Genomic DNA, 19,305 nt, shown 5'->3' with positions numbered 1-19,305 from the left:
TTGCGATGCACCGCATCCGACACCGCACGCTGATCCGCCAGGGATTACGGGACAGCCCTTGAGGGGTGTCGTGGTGCGACGGGTCAGCCGCCCGTGAAGCGGGGTGGCCGGCGCTCCGCCTTGGCGGTGTAGCCCTCGCGGGCGTCGTCCGAGGCGAGCGTGAGGGCCGCGGTCATCGCCACTCGGTCGAGGGCCGCGGGGAGGGCGGCGTCGGCGTAGGCGTCGACCGCCCGCTTGATGCCCTGGACCGCGAGGGGGGCGTTGGCGGCGATCTCCGCCGCCAAGGCGCGGGAGACCGTCTCCAAGTCCTCGTTGTCGACGACGAGTTGGACCAGGTGGAGTCGTTCGGCGGTGGCGGCGTCGATGCGGCGTCCGGTCAGGGCCAGGTACTTCGCCCACCCCGCACCGGCCTCGCGGGCGATGCGCAGGTCGCCTCCCGCGTCCACCGCCACCCCCAGCCGCGCCTCGGGCAGGGCGAAGACGGCGTCCCGCGCCGCCACCCGGATGTCGGCCATCAGCGCCAGCTCGAAACCGAAGCCCAGGCAGTAGCCCTGGACGGCCGCCACCACCGGCTGCGGGAGTCGGGTGAGGACCGTGAAGCGCTCGTGGACCCATCGGATGCCCTCGTAGTAGTCGCGGGTGCGCCGGGCGTGCGTTCCGCCCGCGATGGCGCCGCCCGGGGCGGTCACGTCGATGCCGGCGCAGAAGGCCCGGCCCTCGGCCCGCAGCAGCACGGCGCGTATCGAGGGGTCGAAGCGGATCCGGTCCGCGAGCAGGCCCAGCTGGCGGCTGGACTCCCAGCTCCAGCCGTTGAGCTTGTCGGGGCGGCAGAGGGTGAGGACGGCCAGCCCCTCTGCGGCCTCCAGGCGGATCCGCTCCTCGCCCTCCTCGATCTCCGTGGAGATGGTGTCGATCACCTTGTCCGCACCTCCGGCCCGGCGGCTGCCCATGTCCTGACGGATCGTCAGACTAGGTCCGGGGCGCTCAGCGGGGGAAGACCTCGAACGCGACCGCCGGACGGCCGCCGTACCGCGCCGCCACCCGTTCGGCGTTGCCGGTGAGGAAGGTACGGACGTACTCCTCCGGATCCTGGTCGGTCAGCGCCGCGATGTAGGCCTTGTGCTCCAGCAGGGACAGCACCGAGCGCTCCAGGCCCGGGCCCGCGTCGGCCGCGTGCGTGGGCGTGCTGGTGCCGGCGACCGCCACCCAGCGGACCCCGTCCCACGGCTCCAGGCCCTGCTCGGAGATGAGCTCCGGGAAGATCCAGCGGTTGCCGGCGTCGGCGGCCGCGTCCAGGGTGGCCCGGCCGACGGCCTTGTGGTCGGAGGTGTTCCAGAAGCCGCCGCCCTGCTCCCCGCCCCAGGTGTCGCGGTGGTTGAGGGTGACGACCAGCTCGGGTCGGTGCCGGCGGATGGCGGCGGCGATGTCCCGGCGCAGGCCGAGGCCGTACTCGACGATGCCGTCGCGGTGGTCCAGGAACTCCACCTCGGACACCCCGACCACGGCCGCGCTCGCACGCTGTTCGGCCTCGCGCAGCGCGGCGCACTCGGCGGGGGCGACGGAGTCGATACCCGCCTCGCCGCGGGTCGCCAGGAGGTAGACCACCTCGCGGCCGCCGTCCGTCCAGTCCGCGATGGCGGCCGCGCACCCGTACTCCAGGTCGTCCGGGTGGGCCACGACGGCGAGGGCGCGCCGCCAGTCCGTGGGCATGGGCTCCAAGGGGGCCTGCAGATCACGTTGTTCGGTCATGCGTCGCACAATAGGCGAATGGACCGACACGGACTGGTAGTGGCCCTCCTCGACGCCTCGGGAACCTTCTTCGAGCCCGCCGGGACGGCTTTCCCCGGCGCGGACGAGGACGACTGGGCGCGCGCCGCACTGCTGGATCCGGGTGCGGCGGGTGCCGGCGATGCCTGGCGGCTGGACTTCCGGTGCTTCGCCGTGGCGCGGCCGGGGGGCCGCTGGGTGCTGGTGGACGCGGGGGTCGGGCCGGCGGACGGGCCCGCCGCCGGGTGGGCGCCGGTGCCGGGGCGGCTGCCGGCCGCCCTCGCGGAGGCCGGCATCGCGGCGGAGGACGTGGAGGCGGTGGTGCTGACCCATCTGCACGAGGATCACGCGGGCTGGACCTCGGGGCCCGGCGGTGAGCCGTTCTTCCCCGCCGCGCGCCATGTCGTCCAGCGGGCCGAGGTCGCCGCCCTCGACCGGAACGACGCGGTGTGGGAGTGGACCGTGGCCCCGCTGCGGGCCTCCGGTCACCTGCACGAGGTGGACGGCACGCACCGGCTGGGGGCGGGGATCACCCTGCTGCCGACGCCGGGTCACACCCCCGGCCACCAGTCGGTGCTGGTCGAGCAGGGCCCGGCGGGCCGGGACGTGCTGGTCACCGGCGACGTGCTGGTGCACGCCGTGCAACTGGGCAACCCGGCGGTCCCGTACTCGCACGAGCGCGACCGGCCCGCCGCCCGCGCCTCCCGTGAGCACCTGCTGGCGCAGGCGGTGCGCCGCGGCGCCCTCCTGGCCACGGCCCACCTGACCCGCGCCTTCGTCGAGCCCTGCTGAGCCCTTCCGGCTCAGGCGTCGTCGTTCACGAGGGCCAGCAGGCGGTCCAGGACGCGGGGGCCGCCAGCGCGCAGGCCGTCGTGTTCGAACTCGTCGGTCACCCAGGTGCGCAGGCCGCGGATGGAGCGGGCCGTGCGCAGGGAGTCCTCCGCGTCCACGTACATGTCGTCGTGGTAGACCGCCGCGGCCACCGGGACGTCGTTGGCCGCCAGCCGCCGCGGGTCGTAGAGGGGCTGCCAGCCGGTACGGGCGGCCAGCAGGTCGGCGGTCTCGCGCAGCGGGGTGAGGGCCGGGTCGGTGGTGAAGTGCCAGGGGTGGATGGTCTCACCGGTGAACAGCAGGGGCTCGTCGCCGGCGAGGGCCTTGTGGGCGTCGAAGCGGGGGTGGTCCGCACGGACCCGTTCGGCGGCCCATGCGGTGGGGGCGGCCGGGTCCTGGGCGTAGATCGCCTCGTGGACCAGCGCGTAGAGGGGGTGTCCGGCGAAGGACAGGAGGGCTCGGGCGCCTTCTAGGAAGGCGTCGGAGAGCGCCGGTCCCGCCGGGGTCGGGACGAAGGCGTCCTCCAGCAGGTAGTGGAGCTGGTGGCTGCCGTCGCCGCCGCCGAGGAGGATGCCCAGGGACTGGAAGGCCTCGACGGTGAGGAGGTGGCCGCCGGGGAGTTCGGCAGGCCGCTCCACGAGGTGGGCGGCGATCCGGCGGGCCCGCTCGACGTCCATGGGGTAACGGGCGTAGTGGGCCAGGTTCTTGCGCTCGATGCGGGGGTACGCGGCCTGGTACACCTCGTCCGCGGTGGCGGTCAGCGACGGGAGCCCGCCGGTGATCAGAGCCGCGGCCAGGCCCTCGGGCGCGCTGGAGAGGTAGCGGACGGTGCAGAAGCCGCCGAAGCTCTGGCCGAGCACCGTCCAGGGGGCGCCGCCGGTCAGGCCGGGGCGGATGGCCTCGGCGTCGCGCACGATGGAGTCGGCGCGGAAATGGGCGAGGTGCTCGGCCTGTTGGGCGGGAGTGCCGCGCAGGGGCAGCGTCTGCCGGTTCAGGGGGGTGGACCGGCCGGTGCCGCGCTGGTCCAGCAGCAGCACCCGGTAGTCCTGCAGGGCCCGCTCCAGCCAGGCCTGCCGGCCGGTGAAGCGGCGGGCGCCGAAGCCGGGGCCGCCTTCCAGATACAGCAGCCAGGGCAGGGACTCGGGGTCCTTGCCGGTGGCGACCACCTCGCGGCCGTACAGCTCGATCCGCTCCCCGTCCGGGCGCGCGTGGTCCAGGGGGACGGAGAACCGGTGGTCGGTGAGGACCGTGCCGGGCTGGCGGTAGCTGTGGACGACGGTCACGGACGGCCCCCAGGGATACGAGGTACGGAATTCCGCGCCCCGGCCGGGTGGGGCGGGGGCGCGGCGGTCGCCCGAGTCTATGACCTGTCCGGGTCTCAGGGGGCGGTGGGGCCTTACCGGCCTTCCGTGCGGCGGCGGCGGTGGGCCGGAGCGCACGGGAGGCCGGCGGCCGGGCCGCCGGGGCCCGGGCCGCCGGGGCCCGGGCCGCCGGGGCCCGGGCCGTCGGGCCCCGGGACTGCGTCAGAACTCGACGACCGAGCGGAGCACCTCGCCCCGTTCCATCCGGGCGAAGGCCTCTTCGACCCCGTCGAGCGGGATGGCCTCGGAGACGAAGGCGTCCAGGTCGAGCCGGCCCTGGAGGTAGAGGTCGATCAGGAGGGGGAAGTCTCGCTCGGGCAGGCAGTCGCCGTACCAGGAGGACTTCAGGGCGCCGCCGCGGCCGAAGACGTCCAGGAGCGGGAGTTCGAGCTTCATCTCCGGGGTCGGCACTCCCACCAGGACCACCGTCCCCGCGAGGTCGCGCGCGTAGAAGGCCTGCCGGTAGGTCTCGGGGCGGCCCACGGCGTCGATCACCACGTCGGCGCCGTTGCCGCCGGTGAGGGCCTGGACGGCCTTGACCACGTCCTCGGTCCGGCCGTTGACGGTGTGGGTGGCGCCGAGGCCGCGCGCCCACTGAAGCTTCCGGTCGTCCAGGTCCACGGCGATGATCCGTGAGGCGCCCGCCAGCCGGGCACCGGCCACGGCCGCGTTGCCCACTCCCCCGCAGCCGATGACGGCGACGGAGTCGCCCCGGCCGACGTTGCCCGTGTTGAGGGCGGCGCCGAGGCCGGCCATCACCCCGCAGCCGAGGAGGCCCGCGGCGGCCGGGGAGGCGGCCGGGTCCACCTTGGTGCACTGGCCGGCGGCGACGAGTGTCTTCTCGGCGAAGGAGCCGATGCCGAGGGCCGGGGACAGCGGGGTGCCGTCCTCCAGGGTCATGGGCTGGGTGGCGTTGTGCGTGGCGAAGCAGTACCAGGGGCGTCCGCGCTTGCAGGCCCGGCAGGTGCCGCACACCGCACGCCAGTTGAGGACGACGAAGTCGCCGGGGGCCACGGAGGTGACGTCCGGGCCGACGGACTCCACGATCCCGGCGGCCTCGTGGCCGAGCAGGAAGGGGAATTCGTCGTTGATCCCGCCTTCGCGGTAGTGCAGGTCGGTGTGGCAGACCCCGCAGGCCTGCACCCGTACGAGCGCCTCGCCCGGACCCGGGTCGGGCACGAGGATCGTCGTCGTCTCCACCGGTGCGCCCTTGCTCCGGGCGATGACCCCTCGTACGCGATGTGTCACGTCGTACCCCGTTCTGATCGGTTCGGTCTGGATCAACGAACGTACACGGACGCCACCCGGCAAGGGAGTTGTGTCACGCTTCGGCGCGCGACCCGGCCAGATCCGGCGGTACGGCGGCGCGAAGTGCCGCGCCGAAGGCCGCCACGGCCGGGTGGGCGCCGGCGCCGCTGCGGAAGGCGAGCTCGGTGCGCCGCTGCATCACCAGCCGGGTGAGGCGCACGGACGGGTCCGCCGGACCCGTGACCCCGAGCTGGGGTACGACGGCCACGCCCTGGCCCGCCGCGACCAGCGCGAGCACGGTGGCGAACTCGTCCACCTGGTGGCGCACCCGGGGCGTGAAGCCGGCGGCCTGGCAGGCCCGCACGGTCATGGCGTGGCAGAGGGTGCCGGGGGTGGCCGTGATCCAGGGCGATCCGGCGTGCGCCCGCAGGACGGCGTCCTGGTCGGCGGAGGGCGCTCCGGCGGGCGTCCCGGCGGGCCGGGGCGTTCCCGGTGCCCCGGGCGTTCCCGCGGCGGGCTCGGCCAGGTACATCCCCTCGCCGTACAGGGGTTCGGTGGTCAGTCCCGGCTCGCGCTCGGCGGGCACGAGGTCGTACGCGTGGACGAGGGCGACGTCGAGGTCCCCGGCCCGCAGGGCGTGGGCGACCGCCGCCGGATCGGTCTCGCAGACCATCGGCTCCAGCCCCGGGTGGCGGCGGGCGAGGGCCACCAGCGCGGCCGGGACGATCGCGCGGGAGGCGGTGGGGAAGGCGCCGATGCGCAGGGCTCCGGCCAGGCCGCCGCGGGCTTCGGCGAGGTCGGCGTCGGCCTGTTCCAGCCGTTCCAGGACGGCCTCGGCGTGCGTGACGAGGTTCTGCCCGGCGGGGGTGAGCCGGACCCGCCGTCCGGTGCGTTCCAGCAGGGGCAGGCCGGCCTCCCGCTCCAGCACGCCGAGCTGTTGGGACACCGCCGAAGGGCTGAAGGAGAGGGCTTCGGCCACGGCGGCGATGGTGCCGCGGCGGGCGAGTTCACGCAGCAGGCGCAGCCGCCGTACGTCGAGCATCGGCTCAGCTTACGGGTTGGGTAAGGAACGTGAACTGGATTTGCCGCTCGGAGCGGGCCAGGCTCGGGGCATGGCACAGAACAGGACACAGGACATCGCGGGCGCGGTACGGCAGGGGGCCACAGGGGCGGTCCCGCTCCAGGGGATCCACGTACCGCTCGTCACCCCCTTCGCAGCCGGCGGGGAGGTCGCGGCCGAGGCCCTGGAGGCGCTGGCCCACGAGGTGCTCGACGCGGGCGCCTCCGGGATCGTCGCCCTCGGGACCACCGGTGAGGCGGCCGCCCTCGACGAGGGGGAGCGCGATCTCGTCACCGGTGTGTGCGCCCGGGTCTGCGGCGAGCGCGGCGCCGTGCTGACCGTCGGCGCGGGGGCGTCCGGTACCAGGGCCGCGGAGGCCTCGCTGGCGGGGCTGGCGCGGTGGCCGCAGGCCGGGGCGGCGCTGGTCACGGTGCCGTCGTTCGTACGGCCGTCGGCGGCCGGGGTGTTGGCGCACTTCGAGCGGCTGGCCGCGGTGAGCCCCGTGCCGCTGATCGTCTATCACGTCCCGTACCGCACGGGGCAGCCGCTGGACGCCGCCGCGCTGCGGGCCCTCGGCTCGCTTCCCGGCGTCGTCGGGGTGAAGTACGCGGTGGGCGCCCTCGACCAGGACGCGGTGGAACTGCTCGGCGACCGGCCGGCCGGTTTCCAGGTGCTGGCCGGGGACGACGTCCACGTGTCGGCGATGCTCGCGCTGGGCGCGTCGGGCGGGATCCTGGCCTCGGCACATCTGGCGACGGAACGCTTCGCGGAGCTCGCCGCGGCCTGGCGGGCGGGGGACGCGGTACGCGCCCGGGCGCTGGGGCACGCGCTCGCCGGGCTGTCGGCGGCGGTCTTCGCCGAGCCCAATCCGGGCGTCGTCAAGGGCGTGCTGCACGCCCAGGGCCGCATCCCGGCCCCCGATGTACGGCTTCCCCTGCTGCCCGCCTCGCGGGAGGCGGTGGCGGCCGCCCTGGAGCGGCTGACCGCGCTGGCCGGGATCCCGGACGGGGGCGTAAGGAAGGCAGAAGCGCCGGAATGAGACCTGGATGGGCGATTTAGCCGCTAAGCGCGAGTCGCCCGAATGAGGCCAACAGAGAGTGGACTTGCCCTTATTGAGCCCGGGGCCGCCGGCCCGTGATGTCAGTCACGCGGAACACTTCAACATCATTTCCCGCCGCAGGCCGATTCCCTTTTACCGGAAAGGGAATCGGCCTTTTTCTCCGCCACGCCCACAAGGTCATTTCCGGGGCGGATAGCGGGATGTCGATCTATGGGTGGAATTCGGGGCTTGTTCGCGCCCGGCGGGCTCACCTACGGTCACCTCACTCCAGGACGCGGGCTGCCGAATACGGCGCCGCCGACCCGGGTCTCCCGTCCCCCCACGTGAGGAATTCCCCCATGCCTGCAAAGGGTAAGCACCGTCGGCCGAAGCAGAACCCGATCACCCGGAAGCTGGCCCTCGCCGGCACAGGTGGCGCGGCCCTCACGCTCCCGCTGATCAGCGCGACCACCGCAGGCGCGGCCGGGACGAGCGCGCCGGCAGCCGCCGTGACCACCGTCACCGCGGCCACCGCGGTCAACACGGTCAACGCGGTGACGGCCCCTCCCACCACGTATTCCGTGGTCGTCGGCGACACCCTTTCGGAGATCGCCGCGGACCACTCCGTGAGCGGCGGGTGGAAGCAGCTCTACGAGGCGAACCGCGCGGTCGTCGGCGACAACCCGTCGATCATCCGCCCCGGCACCAAGCTGGCCATCGGCGCCCAGGCGAAGGCCGCCACGGCGGCCAAGACCGCGGTGAAGACGGCCGCCAAGAAGGCGTCCTCCTACCCGAACAATCTCGACGGCTGGATCCGCGAGTCCCTCGACGTGATGGCCAAGCACGGTATTCCCGGCAGCTACAACGGAATTCACCGCAACGTGATGCGGGAGTCCTCGGGCAACCCGAAGGCGATCAACCTCTGGGACATCAACGCCCGGAACGGAATCCCCTCCAAGGGGCTGCTCCAGGTCATCGACCCGACCTTCAAGGCCTATCACGTGCCGGGCACTTCGCTGGACTCCTACGACCCGGTGGCCAACATCACCGCGGCCTGCAACTACGCGGCCGCCCGCTACGGCTCGATCGACAACGTCAACGGCGCCTACTAGACGAGTAAGTCCGAAGTTTTCGGGCGCATGAAGCGAGGGTCTCGTTGATCCGTTTGTGACGACAGATCTCGAAACCCTCGCGACTGCACTGTACGTGAGGATTGATGACTCTCTGGCAGGAACGCGGCGATGGGGCCGTCCGCCGAGGCTGACGGATGCCGAGCTGTTGACGCTCGCGGTCATGCAGGCCGTCCTCGGCTTCGCCTCCGAGACCCGCTGGCTTCGGTTCGCCCGCCGCCACCTGAGCGCCGAGTTCCCCTACCTGCCCGAGCAGTCCGGATACAACAAGCGCCTGCGGGCCGCCAACACGCTGATCAGCCGGTTCATCCGCACTCTGGCCCGCGACACCGACCTGTGGCACGACGACGTATGGATCGTGGACTCCACCCCCGTGGAGTGCGCCCGCTCACGGCCGACGGTCAAACGCTCGCAACTGGCGGGCTGGGCCGGTTACGGCTACTGCGCCTCGCACTCACGGTTCTTCTGGGGCTTGCGTCTGCACCTGCTCTGCACACCCGGCGGCCTGCCCATTGCCTGGGCGCTGGCCAACCCGAAAACGGACGAGCGTGAAGTCCTCGCCGGCATGCTCACCCAGGACATCGACCTGCTGGCCACCCACCCCGGGCAGACCATCGTCGGTGACAAGGGCTACGTCTCCAAGCACCTGGACGCCTTCATGGCCGACCACGGCCTGACCCTGCTGCGGCCCAGCTACCGCAACCGCAAGCCACGGCCGGGCGAGCACCTGCTCAAACCGATCCGGCAGCTCATCGAGTCGGTGAACGACACCCTCAAAGGCCAACTCGACCTCGAACGTCACGGAGCCAGGACCCCATCTGGGGTCCTGGCCCGCGTCGGACAACGCATCCTGGCCCTGACCGCAGCCATCTGGCACAACCGGGCCAACGGAACATCCATCACCCGATCACTCGTCGCCTACGACCACTGACCAACACTTCGGACTTACTCGTCTAGCGGATTCTGGCCCGCCCCTGCCGGCCGGGCCCCGCGGGCTCAAGGGCCCCGCGGGCTCAGGCCCCGCTGCTCAGCCGTAGACCTTCCTGAGGCTGCCGTCGATGCCCCACAGGACGTAACCGCCGCGCCCGTACTCGTCGCTGAGATAGGTGCGGATGGCGGGGGCCTTGTCCATCATCCAGGGGTCGACGATGACGTGGCGCGAGCTCGGCTTCTCGACCTTCAGCTCCTTCTGCGACCGTTCCAGCAGACCGGGCAGCTGGTCCCAGTCGACCGCGCCCATGTCGATCAGCGGCTCCCCGTCCTTGACCGTGCCGTCCGGACCGGTGCGGCTGGCCACTCCGTCCCGGTACTGCCAGGAGTCGACGGTCTCGGCGCCGGCGGCCGTCGGGATGGAGGCGAGGATGTAGCCGTCGTAGAGCGTCATGTCGACGAACGTGGTCGTCCCCGCCTGCTTCTTGAAGGCCTCCAGGGCCGTGCGGACGTTCCCCGGCGTCATCATGCTGCCGCGGGGCGCGTCCGCCTTCTGGGCGCTCGCCCTCGGGGCGGGGGCCGAGGCGGCGCCGCGTGCGTCCGGGGTGGCGGCGCCGGTGACTGCCGGACGGGTCGCGGGGCCGCCCTTCGCCTCGTCGTCACCGGCTTTCCCGTCGGGCAGCAGCTGGACGATGCCGACCACGCCGGCCGCGAGGACCACGGCCAGCGCCGCGCCGATCAGGGCCGGGCGGCGGCGCGGGCCGGACGCCACCGGGACGGGCGTGGTGGCGGCCGCGTACGGGGAGGAGCCGTACGGCGGCGGGGTGTGCGGGGTCGGGACCGGTCCGGGCGGGGTGGGTGCGTAGGGCCCGAACTGCCCGTACGGGTGCGGCGCGGCCGGGGCGGCCTGCGGCGCGGCGGCGGGCGGCGCGGGCACGGCCGCGGCACCCGCACCGGCCCCCGCGCCGGAACCGGTACCGGAACCGGCACCGAGAGCAGCGCTCGCGTCGCGGAGCAGCTGTTCCAGCTGTGCCCCGTCGGGCCGGGCGGCCAGGTCCCGCACGAGCAGCCGCTCCAGTACGGGCCCCAGCGGGCCGGACCGCACCGGTGCCGGGATCGGCTCGTCGAGCACGGCCACGACCGTGGCCAGGCTGGTGGCCCGGCGCAGCGGGCTGACCCCCTCCGCGGCCACGTACAGCAGCATGCCCAGCGACCACAGGTCGGAGGCGGCCAGTCCCTCCTCACCGCGGACGCGTTCGGGCGCGATGTACTCCGGCGACCCGATCAGCACGCCGGTGGCGGTGAGTCCGGTGGAGTCGTGCAGGGCGGCGATGCCGAAGTCGGTCAGCACGGCCGACCCGTCCGGGCGCAGCAGGACGTTGGCCGGCTTGACGTCGCGGTGCAGGACTCCTTCGGCGTGTGCGGCGCGCAGCGCGGACAGCACGTCGAGGCCGAGCCGGATGGCTTCCGCCGGCGACAACGGGCCCGACTCCAGGCGGTCGTGGAGGGAGCCGCCCTTGACCATCTCCATGACGATCCACGGGTGGCCGTCCGCGCCGTCCGCCGGTTCGACGATGTGGTGGATGGTCACGACGTGGGGGTGGGCGAGTCGGGCGAGGGCGCGGGCCTCGCGGACGGCGCGCTCGCGCATCTGGTCGGCCAGGCCGGGCTGGGCGGCGGCGGTCGCCGGGTCCGGCGGGCGCACCTCCTTGAGCGCGACCTCTCGGTGCAGGGCGATGTCGCGCGCCCGCCAGACGGTACCCATGCCGCCGCTGCCCAGGGGCGCAACCAGTTCGAAGCGCCCGTCGATCAGCTGTCTGCCGGCCTCACTCGTGTCCATGGCGGCTCATCGTAAGCGCCGCCACCGTCAGCAGCGCCGCCGGTCCACCGTGACCGTTCCCTGGACGGTGCCCACCGTACGGTCGTAGCACCCGCCGGGGACTTGTGACCCGTACAGCCGGTAGCGGGCGGAGGTGGTGCCCACCGCGTGGCGCTGGTCCCGCGGGACGTTCGCGGTGTAGGTGGCGTCGCCCGTGTACCGGTCGTCGAGCCGGGTGGTGCCGACGGTCCGGCCTCCGCGCAGGGTGACGGTGTCCGCGCGGTCGCCGAGCGAGAGGACCGTGCGCAGCCGGTCGCCGGCGCCGAGGGTGGTCTCGCCGTCCATCGTGTAGGTGCGGTCGGTCCGTGTGGTCGTCCCCCCGTGTACGACGCTCTCCTTGTCGGTCCAGCTCGCGGCGAGCGCGTCGAGGTTCTCGCCGTCGGTCCAGCGGTGCGCGGAGGTGTGGCGCACGGAGCGGGTGACGGTGGTGGCCACCCGGCCGTGGGAGGTGTCCAGGTAACCGGCGACGGTCAGGTGGTGTGCGCCCTCGGTGTCCACCCGGTGCTGTCCCCCCGGGCTCGCGGGCGTCCACCAGGAGTGGCCCGACGGGGTGCTCTCCTCGTGCCGGGTCAGGGCGCCGGTGACGACCTGCCGGCCCTCGTCCTGCCACAGCAGCAGGTTGGCGGGGGTGCTCCAGCCGCTCTGTCCGGCGGGCAGCCCCGCGACACCCACCTCGATGCGGTGCGGGCGGCCGTCGTTGAGGAGGGCGGCGTAGGGGGTGAGGTCGTAGCGGATCGGCTGGACGTCGAAGGCGCGGGGGCCGGGTGTGACGTACCAGAGGAACGGGTTGGACCAGCCGCCGGTCCAGACCGTGGGGAAGGGCGCGGCGATGCCCGCGAGCCGGCCGTCGACGGATACGCGGACCTCGCGGTGGGGGCCGTCGGCGGCTTTGCAGGAGTAAGGCGCCGCGTCGGGGACGGTCATGTACCAGTATTCCTCGCAGCCGCCGCCCGAGCCGGTGGCGTACACCTCGGCGACGATCCGCTCGGTGTTGCGGGGGGTGGTGACCACCGGGGTGGTGAGGGGCAGTACGCGGTCGGGGGTGTCGGGTGCCCGGGTGTGTCCTTCGGCGGCGTAGAAGGTGAGGGTGGCCTTGACGTCGATGACTCCGGTGTAGGTCTCGTCGACGACGTTGCCGATGAGCATCTCGACGGGCTGCGGGCGGGCCAGGGTGTCGCGGTAGCGGGTGACGTCCTTCTCGACGGACCAGGTGATGCCGTCGGGTGAGGGCTGGGGTGTGGAGGTGCGCAGGATCTCCACACCGCCCAGGGAGAGGTGGCCCAGCCGGTCGTACTGGCGGCCCTTGACCTTGCCGTCGAGGCGGAGGACCACCGTGGCCCAGTCGGCGGCGCCGCAGGCGGTGGGGGGCGTGTAGCCGCCACGGTAGGGGGTGAAGTCGCGGAACTGCGCCTCGGCGAGGGTCACCTGGCACGACCGGGTCGCGGGACGCGGGACGGCCGGGGCGGCGGTGAGGGGGTCGTGCCAGTCCGTGCCGAACTCGGCGGGCGGCGGGTCTGCCCGGGGCAGGCCGTGCGCGGGGCCCGCGGCGGCCAGGGTGCCGGCGGCCAGCGCGATCGCGCCGAGCAGGCCCGTGATCCTGTGTCGTCTCATGGACCGGCAGTGAAACCCCGCGCGCCGGACGGCTGCCAGGGCCGGCGCCCCGGCACTGGCCGGTTCTCGCCTCCGGCGCGCGCCGGGGTCGGCGGCGCGAACGGGGCGGGGTGTCCGGGCCGCCGCTCGCGCCGGCGTCCGGCCGGGGCTCTGCGCCGGTCGCGGTCCTCGGCCGGGGGCGGCGTCAGGCGCGCAGGACGACCACGCCGTCGTCGTCCGCGTGGACGGTGTCCCCGGCGCGGAAGGTGACGTCGCCGATGGTGACGGGCTCGTCCACGGCTCCGGCGCCGGTCTTGCCGCTCTTGCGCGGGACGGTTCCCAGGGCCTTCACGCCGAGGTCGAGGCCGCCGAGGGCGACGCTGTCGCGGACGGAGCCGTTGATGATCAGGCCTGCCCAGCCGTTGCGTTCGGCCGCGCCGGCGATGAGGTCGCCGACGAGGGCGGTGTTGGGCGAGCCGCCGCCGTCCACGACGAGGACGGCGCCCTCGCCCGCCGTGTGGACGAGTTCGCGCAGCAGGGCGTTGTCCTCGTGGCAGCGGACGGTCCGCACGGGGCCGGCGAAGAGCCGGCGGCCGCCGAACTGGCGGAAGCCGGTGGTGCAGATGTCGAGGTTCTCGCCGTGCTCGTCGTACAGGTCGGCGGTGGGGACAGGGGTGACGCTCATCTCGGTACCGGTTCCTCGCTGTTCGTCTCTTGCTGCGCGTGGTGCGGCCAGCGTACGGGGCCCGGTTCCGGCGGGGGGCAGCGAGGGTGAGGGCGGCCCGGACGTACAACGGCCGGAACCCGACGGGTCCCGCCCGTGCATCCGGACCACCCTCCCGCCCTTCCGGCCCTCTCGAACTCCCGGCCTGCCGGATCAGACGGGCACCCGGCCCCCGGGGACGGCCAGTTCGGCCGCGCCCGCCGGCACCCGGGCCGCCGCGGTGCCCGCCGGGGCGGCCGGCGCCCGGGTCAGCAGGACCACTCCCCGCGCCGCCGCGAGCGCACCGGCCACCGCCAGCAGCAGCCCCGCCGGCCCGCCCTGGAGGCGCTCGCCGAGCAGGACCGCGCCGATGGCGGCCGCGGCGAGGGGGTTGGCCAGGTTCACCACGGCGAGCGGGGCGCCCAGCCCGCCGCCCCGGTAGGCGCGCTGCGACAGGAGCATCCCGCCGACCGCGAACACGACGACGAGCAGCGCCACGCAGACGACCCGGACGCTCAGGAGGGATCCGCCTCGGCCGCCGGCGACGGCCACGGTCTGGGTCAGGGCGGAGGCCACCGCGGACGCCAGTCCGGAGGCGGTGGCGTGGCGCAGCCCCGAGCCCGGGTCCTTCACCGCGGTCAGGATCAGGATCACGGCGATGGTGGCTGCGGAGACGGCCAGGGCTTCGACCAGCGTGAGGGTGTCGTCGGGAGCCGGCCCGGATGCCGGGAGCAGCAGCAGGCCGAGCCCGGCGACGGTGGCGAGGGTGCCCCGCCATTCGGTGGCGGCCACGCGGCGGCCGACTCTGCGCGCGCCCATCGGGACGGCGGCCACCAGGGTGAGCGCGCCGAGCGGCTGGACCAGCGTGAGGGGCCCGTAGCGCAGAGCCGCGGCGTGCAGCAGGGCGGCGGCCGCGTTCAGTCCGGCGGACCACCACCAGACGCCGGAGCCGAGCAGCGCCCCGGCGCTGCGCGCGACGCCGGCGCGGGCGAGCCGCTCCTGGGCGACGGCGCCGGCCGCGTAGGCCACGGCCGAGGCGAGGCAGAGCCCGACGGCGAGGGCGGTGTCGTTCACTTCCCCGCTCCCACGGTTTCGGCGCCGCCCCTCTGATGCGGCAGTCCGTGGCCGGCGCCTTCCTCCCCGGGGCCGGTCCGGGCGGGCTCGGCCCGCTGGGTGCCGGTGTCCGCGGCGCCCGCCCGCGGCCGCGGAACCAACAGCAGGGCGATCCCGAGGAGGACGGCCGCCACGATCGCGTCGAGCCAGTAGTGGTTGGCGGTACCGACTATCACGAGCAGGGTCGCCACCGGGTGCAGCAGCCACAGCAGGCTCCACCGCGACCGCTTCCCGCCCCGGGTCGCGGCGATCACGCCGATGGCGAGCATCAGCGCCCAGCCGAAGTGCAGGGAGGGCATCGCGGCGAACTGGTTCGCCAGCGTGTCGGCGTCCGGAGCGGCCCGGTAGACGGTGGGGCCGTAGACCTGCCCGGTGTCGACGAGGCGGGCGGCGGGGAGCATCCGCGGGGGCGCGAGGGGGTAGGCGAGGTGCAGGGCGAGCGCGGCTCCGGTGAGCGCGGCGAGCACCCGGCGGGTCCACAGGTAGTGCGCGGGGCGTCGGATGTAGAGCCAGATCAGGAAGAGCGCGGTGGCGGGGAAGTGGACGGCCGCGTAGTAGGTGTTCGCGGTGGTCACCAGGGCGTCCCCGTGGAGCAGCAACCGCTGTACCGCGCCCTCGCCGGGCAGGTGCAGGGCGCGCTCGGCGTCCCAGATCCGGTCCGCGTTGCGGAAGGCCTCGCCGGTGCGGTCGGTCGAGAGCAGCCGGCCCGCCTTGTAGACGGTGAAGAATCCCGCGACGAGCAGCAGCTCGCGTATGAGGCGTCGGCGAGCGGCTCTCGGTCCGCCTGCCGGCGGCCCGGCAGGCGTGGTGTGGGCGGTCATCCCCCGGTCTCTCTTCCTGTTGCGCGCACGGCGACACGCCAGTGTATCGATACATTGGCGTATCGATACGCTCGTGTACCGATACGGTCGCGTTCCGGTACACTTCGTAGCGGAACCTTCAGTCGAGGCGCCCCGAGGAGAGCCGCAACCCATGACGTCGACGCCGATCCCCGCGCGCCGCTCCAAGATCACCCCGGAGCGGGAGCAGGAGTTCTACGACGCCGTCCTGGAGCAGTTGCGCGAACACGGCTACGAGGCCCTGACGATGGAGGGCGTGGCCGCCCGGGCCAGCTGCGGCAAGTCCACGCTCTACCGGCAGTGGAAGACCAAGCCCCAGCTGGTCGCCGCCGCCCTGCGCTCCGCCCGCCGCGGCACCCTCGCCGCGGTGGACACCGGGACCCTGGCGGGCGACCTGCGCGAGGCGGCCCGGATCGCCGCCGGAACCTCGGGCCGCGACACCCGCCTGACGCAGGCCCTCGGGCACGCCGTGCTCAGTGACGAGGCGCTGCAGGCCGCCTTGCGCGAGGCGCTGGTCGAGCCCGAACTGGCCGCCTTCGACGCGATGGTGGGGCGGGCCGTGGAGCGCGGCGAGATCGCCGCGGACCATCCCGCCGTGGAGTTCCTGCCGGCCCAGCTGATGGGCGTGCTGCGCATCCGGCCGGTGCTGGAGGGGCGGTACGCGGACGCCGACTACCTGGTCCGGTTCGTGGAGGCGGTCATACTCCCGGCTCTGGGCCTCGCGCCCGGCCGCCCCACGCGGCCGGCGGCCGGCCAGGCCCCCTGAACCGGCGGGCCGCCGTCCCGATGACCGGACGGCGGCCCGCCCGCGCTGCCTCGTGGGGACGGCGGCAGTGCGCCACCCGGACCGGGCGGCGGCCACTCCTGTCAGTGGCCGCCGCCCGCTCCGAGCGGCTGCGCGGCGCTCTCCGCCGCATTCAGCGGGGCCCGCCCATGGCCCGGGCGAACTCCTCCGGGTCGGCGTCGAAGCCCGCCAGCCGCAGGTCGAACGACCACGCGCCCGCGCTGTTCCGGGTGAACTCGGCGACGGTGGCGGCGGTGGCGGCGGGCACGCCCGCGAAATCGCCCTGGGCGAGGTCGGTGTGGCCTTCCCTGATCCGGAAGCCCGTACCGCCGATGTCGGCGAAGGTCTTCGCGCGGCCCTCAGCCCCGCCCGCGGCGGCTCCGGTGTCCTGGATCACCACGCCGATCACCACTCGGCCCAACTGCGGTGCCATCCGGTGCAGTTCGATCGTCATGACCTCGTCGAAGCCGAATCCCTGACCCGTGTGGCTGTCCCGGTTGAGATTGATGGTCCCGTCCGGCGACCGGCTGGCGAAGTGCACGAGCTGGACGGGGCTCCCGTGCGGATCCGCGGCCGCGTACACCGCCGCCACCAGGTCGAGGTCGTTCGCGGGAGTGCCGGCCGGGCTGGGGTCCCACCGCAGCGCGACCTCCACCTTCGCCAGTCCCTTGCGTACACCGGTCACCGAACTCCCCCTCCGTTTGCGGGTACTGCCCGTCCATGATCCCACGGGCGCCCCGTCGCGGCCCGAACCGCCGTACGTTCCCGGCCAGTCGGGCCGCTCCGCTCGCGTCGCGCGGTCCTCTCCGCCGCGGCTACCAGTCGCCGTCCCGTACGGGTTTGCCCGGCCTCGGGGCGTTGCCGAGCGGCTTCACCTGGCCGGAGGCGGGCTCCACCCACGGGTCGTGGTCGTCACCGAGCCACTCCCCCACCGGCTTGACCCCGCTGAGGGCGTCAGCCGGCGCCAGGTCGGTGGCCGATTCGTCGTAGTAGTCGAACCAGGGCAGTCCCGCCTGGGTGTAGGCGGCGCGGTCGACCGGCGAGGGCGGCGCCTCCTCCCCGGTGATCGCGCGCCACGCGGGCGGGGGCACCAGGTGCACGAAGACCCGCGCGGCGGGCTCCTCGGCCCAGTCGGAGAGCGGGCGCTCGTCCCGGTAGACCTCCTGGTGCATGCTGCCGCCGACACCGAGCCCCATCACGGGGGCGGCGGGCGGGCCGGACCTGCCGCCGGGGGCCGCCGAGCGGGGCGCGGGGGCGCCGCCCGGCGCGGGCGGGGCCATCATCGGGGCGGGGACCGGGCCGCCGAAGCCGGCGCCCATCGGGGCCTGCGCGGGCGGAGCCCCGTAGAGCCCCGCACTCCCGGGCGGCGGCGGGGGCGGTGTCAGCCGTGCCCGCTCGGCCCGGCGCCACTGCGCCAGCGCCTCGCCGCCCAGCCCGAACGCCTGGAGCTGCACGCCGCCGGTGGTCTCCTCCCCGGTGACCTGCCCCTCGACCGTCGCGCCGAGCCCCAGCGGTACGGCGACGAACTGGCGCACCGTCCCGTCGCCGGAGTTGATGCCGTCCAGCCAGGGCTGCCGGGGCAGCACCACGTAGTTCTGCGGGTCGCGCGCCAGGCGGCCCGTCCAGCGCTCGCCGGAGACGGCGCACACCTTGCCGACGCCGACCTGGAGCGCCGCCGGGGTCCGGGTCCCGGCGAAGCTCAGCCACATGGCCTCGCGCAGGTACACGGGCAGCATCACGCCGCCCTTGGCCAGCCACTCCGGCGGCACCGTGTCGGGGTGGTCCTCGACCCGGCGCAGCGGGAACTCCCCCAGCCCCGGCGGCAGCGCGTGCGTTCCGGATTCGGGCAGGCGCAGGGTCCGTATGAACCTGATCTGCACCCCTTCTCCCAAAAGCAGCGCATTTCCGTCCACTCGTACCGAACCTGTTGCCACGCCCGCCCCTTTCTGCTGCTGAGACCCGGCTTCACCGAAGAAACTTCCGTCGAGCCGGATCGTTATCCTCAAGTTTCGCTCAAATGTAGTGACGCTGAGGCCGCCCTCTTCCTAGCTTCCTCGTACACATGTCTCGACGTGTCGTACGTCCCCGCGGTTCCACACGCCCGGCGATCCCGGTGACGCGTCCCGCGCCCCCCAGGAAAGAGTGCAAGCATGAAGGTTCCCCAGGCCGGCGCGGTCGCCGCAGTGATCGCCCTCGCCCTGACCGCCTCCGGGTGCGGCAGCGGAGAAGAGGACAAGGGGACCCTGCCCATCGGCATCAAGTTCGACCAGCCGGGCATCGGCATGCGGGAGACCGGCGGAACCTTCACCGGTTTCGACGTGGACGTCGCCACCTATGTGGCCAAGGAGCTCGGCTACAAGCCGGACCAGATCGAGTTCAAGCAGGTCCTCAGCAACGACCGCGAACTGCTGCTGCAGTACAACGAGGTCGAATTCGTGGTCGCGAGCTACTCGATCAACGAGAAGCGCAAGGAACTGGTCGACTTCGCCGGGCCGTATTTCGTGGCCCACCAGGACCTGCTCACCCGCGCCGACGACAACTCCATCACCAAGGCCGAGGACCTCAACTCCAAGACGATGTGCTCGGTGACGGGTTCCACCTCCGCGGAGAACCTCAAGAAGAACCTCGCCCCCAAGGCGGCCCTGCTGGAGCTCGGCGGATACTCGGACTGTGTCGTCGCCCTGCAGGAGGGCCGCGTCGACGCGATGACCACGGACAACTCCATCCTGGCCGGGTACGCCGCCCGCAAGGGCAACGAGGGCAAGTTCAAGCTGACGGGCCAGAACCTCAGCAACGAGAACTACGGCATCGGGGTCAAGAAGGGCGACAAGGAGCTCCAGCGCAAGATCAACGACGCGCTGAAGAAGATGGTCCAGGACGGGTCCTGGGAAGCCGCCGTGAAGAAGAACTTCGGCGCGAACTACAAGTACGAGCCGGCTCCGGCGATCACCACCGGCAGCTGACGCCCGTCGCGTGGATGGCAGTGGCCCCGTGCAGGGGTCACCGCCATCCGTGCGTCCGCGCTCCGCGC

The 19,305-nt window shown here is 73.7% G+C and carries 18 protein-coding genes; 6 read left to right on the top strand and 12 right to left on the bottom strand.

Annotated features, from left to right (window positions below):
• Positions 1–83: 83 nt before the first annotated feature.
• Positions 84–917 carry an enoyl-CoA hydratase/isomerase family protein gene (locus BSL84_RS31795; protein WP_079273514.1) on the bottom strand — a complete coding sequence of 278 codons (834 nt, stop codon included), beginning with the start codon at positions 915–917 and terminating at the stop codon, positions 84–86.
• 67 nt (positions 918–984) lie between these two features.
• A complete protein-coding gene (locus BSL84_RS31790; protein ID WP_045321944.1) occupies positions 985–1,749 on the bottom strand; it encodes a PIG-L deacetylase family protein in 765 nt (254 codons plus the stop codon).
• Positions 1,750–1,767: 18 nt separating this feature from the next.
• Between BSL84_RS31790 and BSL84_RS31785 the strand changes: the two genes are divergently transcribed.
• Positions 1,768–2,559 (top strand): MBL fold metallo-hydrolase, encoded by a 792-nt coding sequence (locus BSL84_RS31785; RefSeq protein WP_045321943.1) that lies wholly within the window; start codon positions 1,768–1,770, stop codon positions 2,557–2,559.
• An 11-nt stretch (positions 2,560–2,570) separates the two neighbouring features.
• Here the strand turns inward: BSL84_RS31785 and BSL84_RS31780 are convergent, their stop codons facing one another.
• The 3 genes from BSL84_RS31780 to BSL84_RS31770 all read right to left on the bottom strand — a co-directional run bounded on the left by BSL84_RS31780 (position 2,571) and on the right by BSL84_RS31770 (position 6,249).
• Entirely contained in the window at positions 2,571–3,881 is a 1,311-nt protein-coding gene (locus BSL84_RS31780; protein WP_045321942.1) for an alpha/beta fold hydrolase, read from the bottom strand.
• 240 nt (positions 3,882–4,121) lie between these two features.
• Positions 4,122–5,207, bottom strand: coding sequence for an S-(hydroxymethyl)mycothiol dehydrogenase (locus BSL84_RS31775; RefSeq protein ID WP_075972339.1), 1,086 nt, complete (start codon positions 5,205–5,207; stop codon positions 4,122–4,124).
• Positions 5,208–5,280: 73 nt separating this feature from the next.
• A complete protein-coding gene (locus BSL84_RS31770; protein ID WP_075971763.1) occupies positions 5,281–6,249 on the bottom strand; it encodes a LysR family transcriptional regulator in 969 nt (322 codons plus the stop codon).
• A gap of 70 nt (positions 6,250–6,319) precedes the next feature.
• Between BSL84_RS31770 and BSL84_RS31765 the strand changes: the two genes are divergently transcribed.
• The 3 genes from BSL84_RS31765 to BSL84_RS31755 all read left to right on the top strand — a co-directional run bounded on the left by BSL84_RS31765 (position 6,320) and on the right by BSL84_RS31755 (position 9,367).
• The gene (locus BSL84_RS31765) at positions 6,320–7,306 is read left to right on the top strand and encodes a dihydrodipicolinate synthase family protein (RefSeq protein ID WP_045321940.1); all 987 of its coding nucleotides are present in this window, start codon (positions 6,320–6,322) and stop codon (positions 7,304–7,306) included.
• Positions 7,307–7,665: 359 nt separating this feature from the next.
• Positions 7,666–8,418, top strand: a complete 753-nt coding sequence (locus BSL84_RS31760; protein WP_075971762.1) for a LysM peptidoglycan-binding domain-containing protein — start codon at positions 7,666–7,668, stop codon at positions 8,416–8,418.
• A gap of 55 nt (positions 8,419–8,473) precedes the next feature.
• A complete protein-coding gene (locus BSL84_RS31755) occupies positions 8,474–9,367 on the top strand; it encodes an IS982 family transposase (RefSeq protein WP_030036058.1) in 894 nt (297 codons plus the stop codon).
• Positions 9,368–9,463: 96 nt separating this feature from the next.
• On the opposite strand, the gene BSL84_RS31750 is transcribed toward BSL84_RS31755, so the two are convergent.
• The 5 genes from BSL84_RS31750 to BSL84_RS31730 all read right to left on the bottom strand — a co-directional run bounded on the left by BSL84_RS31750 (position 9,464) and on the right by BSL84_RS31730 (position 15,472).
• Positions 9,464–11,206 carry a serine/threonine-protein kinase gene (locus tag BSL84_RS31750; RefSeq protein WP_075971761.1) on the bottom strand — a complete coding sequence of 581 codons (1,743 nt, stop codon included), beginning with the start codon at positions 11,204–11,206 and terminating at the stop codon, positions 9,464–9,466.
• Positions 11,207–11,233: 27 nt separating this feature from the next.
• Positions 11,234–12,856: a peptide-N4-asparagine amidase gene (locus BSL84_RS31745; RefSeq protein WP_075971760.1), complete on the bottom strand. Its 1,623-nt coding sequence runs from the start codon at positions 12,854–12,856 to the stop codon at positions 11,234–11,236.
• A gap of 184 nt (positions 12,857–13,040) precedes the next feature.
• The gene (gene rraA / locus BSL84_RS31740; RefSeq protein ID WP_045321936.1) at positions 13,041–13,520 is read right to left on the bottom strand and encodes a ribonuclease E activity regulator RraA; all 480 of its coding nucleotides are present in this window, start codon (positions 13,518–13,520) and stop codon (positions 13,041–13,043) included.
• Between the two features lie 192 nt (positions 13,521–13,712).
• A complete protein-coding gene (locus BSL84_RS31735; protein WP_075971759.1) occupies positions 13,713–14,612 on the bottom strand; it encodes a DMT family transporter in 900 nt (299 codons plus the stop codon).
• Positions 14,609–15,472, bottom strand: a complete 864-nt coding sequence (locus tag BSL84_RS31730; protein WP_075971758.1) for a phosphatase PAP2 family protein — start codon at positions 15,470–15,472, stop codon at positions 14,609–14,611. The genes BSL84_RS31735 and BSL84_RS31730 overlap by 4 nt, the downstream gene beginning before the upstream one ends.
• A gap of 151 nt (positions 15,473–15,623) precedes the next feature.
• Here BSL84_RS31730 and BSL84_RS31725 point away from each other — a divergent pair, with 151 nt between their 5' ends.
• On the top strand, positions 15,624–16,256 hold the full coding sequence (locus tag BSL84_RS31725; RefSeq protein WP_045321933.1) for a TetR/AcrR family transcriptional regulator: 633 nt from the start codon (positions 15,624–15,626) through the stop codon (positions 16,254–16,256).
• A 151-nt stretch (positions 16,257–16,407) separates the two neighbouring features.
• Here BSL84_RS31725 and BSL84_RS31720 read toward each other — a convergent pair whose 3' ends face one another.
• Both BSL84_RS31720 and BSL84_RS31715 read right to left on the bottom strand, forming a co-directional pair.
• Positions 16,408–16,959: a TerD family protein gene (locus tag BSL84_RS31720; protein WP_030033710.1), complete on the bottom strand. Its 552-nt coding sequence runs from the start codon at positions 16,957–16,959 to the stop codon at positions 16,408–16,410.
• A 130-nt stretch (positions 16,960–17,089) separates the two neighbouring features.
• The gene (locus BSL84_RS31715) at positions 17,090–18,208 is read right to left on the bottom strand and encodes a hypothetical protein (RefSeq protein WP_075971757.1); all 1,119 of its coding nucleotides are present in this window, start codon (positions 18,206–18,208) and stop codon (positions 17,090–17,092) included.
• A 216-nt stretch (positions 18,209–18,424) separates the two neighbouring features.
• On the opposite strand from BSL84_RS31715, the gene BSL84_RS31710 reads away from it, so the two are divergent.
• Complete coding sequence (locus BSL84_RS31710) at positions 18,425–19,237, top strand: glutamate ABC transporter substrate-binding protein (protein WP_030037332.1); 813 nt, start codon at positions 18,425–18,427, stop codon at positions 19,235–19,237.
• Positions 19,238–19,305 lie beyond the last annotated feature (68 nt).

This window comes from Streptomyces sp. TN58, assembly GCF_001941845.1.
Classification (GTDB): domain Bacteria; phylum Actinomycetota; class Actinomycetes; order Streptomycetales; family Streptomycetaceae; genus Streptomyces.
The sequence above is the reverse complement of the archived record's forward strand: the minus strand, read 5'-3'. Positions and strand labels throughout refer to the sequence as shown.

Excerpts from the sequence above, each read along its gene's own strand:
- BSL84_RS31790 (WP_045321944.1), bottom strand. The coding sequence starts at position 1,749 with ATGACCGAACAACGTGATCTGCAGGCCCCCTTGGAGCCCATGCCCACG.
- BSL84_RS31785 (WP_045321943.1), top strand. The coding sequence starts at position 1,768 with ATGGACCGACACGGACTGGTAGTGGCCCTCCTCGACGCCTCGGGAACC.
- BSL84_RS31770 (WP_075971763.1), bottom strand. The coding sequence starts at position 6,249 with ATGCTCGACGTACGGCGGCTGCGCCTGCTGCGTGAACTCGCCCGCCGC.
- BSL84_RS31765 (WP_045321940.1), top strand. The coding sequence starts at position 6,320 with ATGGCACAGAACAGGACACAGGACATCGCGGGCGCGGTACGGCAGGGG.
- BSL84_RS31760 (WP_075971762.1), top strand. The coding sequence starts at position 7,666 with ATGCCTGCAAAGGGTAAGCACCGTCGGCCGAAGCAGAACCCGATCACC.
- BSL84_RS31750 (WP_075971761.1), bottom strand. The coding sequence starts at position 11,206 with ATGGACACGAGTGAGGCCGGCAGACAGCTGATCGACGGGCGCTTCGAA.
- BSL84_RS31745 (WP_075971760.1), bottom strand. The coding sequence starts at position 12,856 with ATGAGACGACACAGGATCACGGGCCTGCTCGGCGCGATCGCGCTGGCC.
- rraA (WP_045321936.1), bottom strand. The coding sequence starts at position 13,520 with ATGAGCGTCACCCCTGTCCCCACCGCCGACCTGTACGACGAGCACGGC.
- BSL84_RS31730 (WP_075971758.1), bottom strand. The coding sequence starts at position 15,472 with ATGACCGCCCACACCACGCCTGCCGGGCCGCCGGCAGGCGGACCGAGA.
- BSL84_RS31725 (WP_045321933.1), top strand. The coding sequence starts at position 15,624 with ATGACGTCGACGCCGATCCCCGCGCGCCGCTCCAAGATCACCCCGGAG.
- BSL84_RS31710 (WP_030037332.1), top strand. The coding sequence starts at position 18,425 with ATGAAGGTTCCCCAGGCCGGCGCGGTCGCCGCAGTGATCGCCCTCGCC.